Origin of the sequence: Desulfosarcina sp., assembly GCF_041551955.1 — a bacterium.
GTDB lineage: Bacteria > Desulfobacterota > Desulfobacteria > Desulfobacterales > Desulfosarcinaceae > Desulfosarcina.
Genome location: NZ_JBFELV010000566.1, coordinates 1 through 2704, shown reverse-complemented (window position 1 = coordinate 2704; position 2704 = coordinate 1). Strand labels below are relative to the sequence as shown.

Annotated in this window: 2 protein-coding genes and 1 pseudogene; 1 reads left to right on the top strand and 2 read right to left on the bottom strand. The window is 56.5% G+C overall.

From position 1 onward, the window contains the following. Positions 1-959, bottom strand: a pseudogene (locus ABYV26_RS24210) (hypothetical protein); the annotation flags it as partial. 39 nt (positions 960-998) lie between these two features. Beyond that, positions 999-1559, bottom strand: coding sequence for a DUF4136 domain-containing protein (locus tag ABYV26_RS24205; protein WP_372683915.1), 561 nt, complete (start codon positions 1557-1559; stop codon positions 999-1001). Between the two features lie 324 nt (positions 1560-1883). Between ABYV26_RS24205 and ABYV26_RS24200 the strand changes: the two genes are divergently transcribed. Then, positions 1884-2558 carry a hypothetical protein gene (locus tag ABYV26_RS24200; protein ID WP_372683914.1) on the top strand — a complete coding sequence of 225 codons (675 nt, stop codon included), beginning with the start codon at positions 1884-1886 and terminating at the stop codon, positions 2556-2558. Positions 2559-2704: the final 146 nt, after the last annotated feature.

Genomic DNA, 2704 nt, shown 5'->3' with positions numbered 1-2704 from the left:
TGGTGGATGTATTTGGCCAGGTGGAGAATGGACGGCTGGCCGGGCCGAACGAATGCCAGGAACCGGCCGGGGTCCAACGGGGGGATCTTCAGACCCGTGGCGGCGTTGATCGCAAGCCGGTGAACCTGGTTGAAGGCCTCTAAAATGTGCAATACGTAGCGCTGCCGGTAACGGGTGACCGCGCGGCCCTGGTCCATGAGCTGTCTGACGGGTTCTTCGGCCAGGAAACAGAGGAACGACTGGGCATCGGAAAAGCCCCGGGGGACCCAGATCAGCTGGATATATTTGCCCCGAAAGCGGGCAGAGAACTCGATGCCGATGCGGATTTGGACCCCCATGATCTGGGCGGCCTCGATCAGTTCGGCGGCGGATGGGGGGTCGATGAAGTTGTAGTAGATGACCCGCAGGCGTCTGATCCCCTTGATCCAGGCATCCATGATCAGGTGGGAAGCGGATTTGCGGCCCTTGGTGTTGATGTCGTGAACGTGATCGTCGAAGGCCAGTTGATTCCAGGCTTCAGGCATCTCCAACAAGTGGTAGCGCCGCAGCATTTTTCTGACGATGCTGGGCTTCCCGCTGGCCACCCGCCTGAAATCATGGGCCAGTTTGAGCTGTTCAATCTCGTTGCCGTGGGCTCGTATCAGATCCTTCATGATGGACAGGAGCACCCGTGCGGCGTTCTTGGGCAGGGTGCCGGCCGAGGCGTGCAGCACTTCGTCACGCAGCGAGCGCAGGGCGTTGAGACGATCCTCCAGATCCCCGGCTTCCAGAGACTCGAGCAGGTGGATGATGGCGTAGGCGATGCGAAGCCCCCTGGTTTCGGCCAGTTCCTTGATGCCATGGGGATGAAACCAGGGAAACAGGCCTTTTTTGCCGATGACGGCAGGGGTGGACCGGCTCAGCACACCATTGACGATCTTGAGAAGATCACGGTCGCGCTTGTCGAAAAATAGGCTCAACGGGCCTCCATGGAGGGGTCAACAGGGGTTGGGTTCATTTTAAGGTTGCGGTGGAAATTGCGCCAGGATTTTCTCCACCAGCGTGTTGATGTCCCGGCTGGCTTTTTCTGGATCCTTGTACTCCCGGAACCGCTGGGTGCCGGTGCCCCGCCAGAGCAGGATCTGCGATGCCGCATCGACAAAATCGATGGTCAGCGTCCCCTCATCATATTCGCGGAGGTTGTTGCCGGTACCGATGGCCACGCCGCCATGCCGGCCAAAGCTGCCGATGCCGAACCCGATGCCACCTCCGGCGCCGTCCGATTCGATTTTCTGGCGCAGCGTGTATTGATAGCGGACCAGGAATGCCGATGTGCCGTCTTCCGACTTGACGAAACCCTTGCCGGCGAGCTGCCGTTCCACCGCCGCCCGGATGCGGGTGTCGCGAAGGGGATTGTCGATGCGAAGATCACCGGTTTTATCCTGGGTTTCCGATTCCCAGCGGTAGGCTTGCATCGATGAAAAATCGGTGGCCGGATCATAGTCCTGATTGACCTGGACACCCGAGCAGCCCCCGAGAACAAGGGTTGCCGCACAAACAGCGAACCAGATTCTTCTCATCTTGAATACCTCCACGATGGCCATACCTGATATGAAAGAAGGCCCCATCATCTGTCGGTCAACCGCCAGGCCGTTGATGAAAGAACAGTCGAATTTACTCTATCTGTCCATCATAATTAACATATTCGTCAAATAAGTCAAAACAAGTCCGCTGGTGGCGAGGAAATAGTCACGGTCGAATATGGCGCCTACCATCCGTGCTGCCTGCAACGGGGCCGGCGGATATCCTTATTGGGTTGTCGTTCGCGCAAAAACAAATGAGCCTGAAAAAAAGATCACGAATAAGGTTAACTTCTCGATTTAAGTGCCGATAAGTGGGCTATCATGATTAGACGCCAACCATCGTTGATCACCATTGCCACCGATGAGACGATCTGTTTTCTGACGCTCTCGGCGGACGGCCGTTTCCAGACGCAGGCCAGCCTGCCCCTGGCGGACTTCCTGGAAGGGAGCACCACGGCAGCGGAGCTGCCGAAGTCGGCATTGCAGTCGGTTCACCGGCTGCTTGTCGTTCCGGACCATTGGATGGGAAGCCGTTTTGACGAGTTTCAGGCCCGCAAAAAATCGGTGATCACTGCCTTTATCGAACGCAAATTGAAACTGGAACAGCCGGCGCTGAACCAGGCCGGCGACTTCTATCATTATGCCGTTGTCCAGGATCAGGACCACCGCCAGCAGTTGTACACTTTCTATCTGCAGGAGGAAATTGCCTATCGGCTATATCGACGGTTGGAAACCCTTGGCATCGGCCCGCTTGGCATCACCACGCCAGCCCAGGTGTGGCAGGCTAAATTGGGAGATAAGGTCGACGCATTCTCCAGCAAAGGATTCGGATTCATCCATCTGGGCGAGGCAGACTGTTTTCTCTATTTTTTCTTCATGGGACAGTTCCTCTTCTCGCGAAACATCCAAATCCCGGATATCGGCGGTGACGCGTCCGAAATATACAACCTGTTGAATTATGAAATTAATCAGTCTTTTTACCTCTACTCGCAATAAACCAAAACGGCGGTGGATCGCTTGCTCATGCTGGCGCCTGAAGCGTCGGCTGTCGATCAACTGACCGCGTTGCTGGGTCGGGAAGTCGAGCGACTGCCTGTGTCTTCCCCGGAAACGAGTATCCCCGACGAAGCGATGGCCGAGAT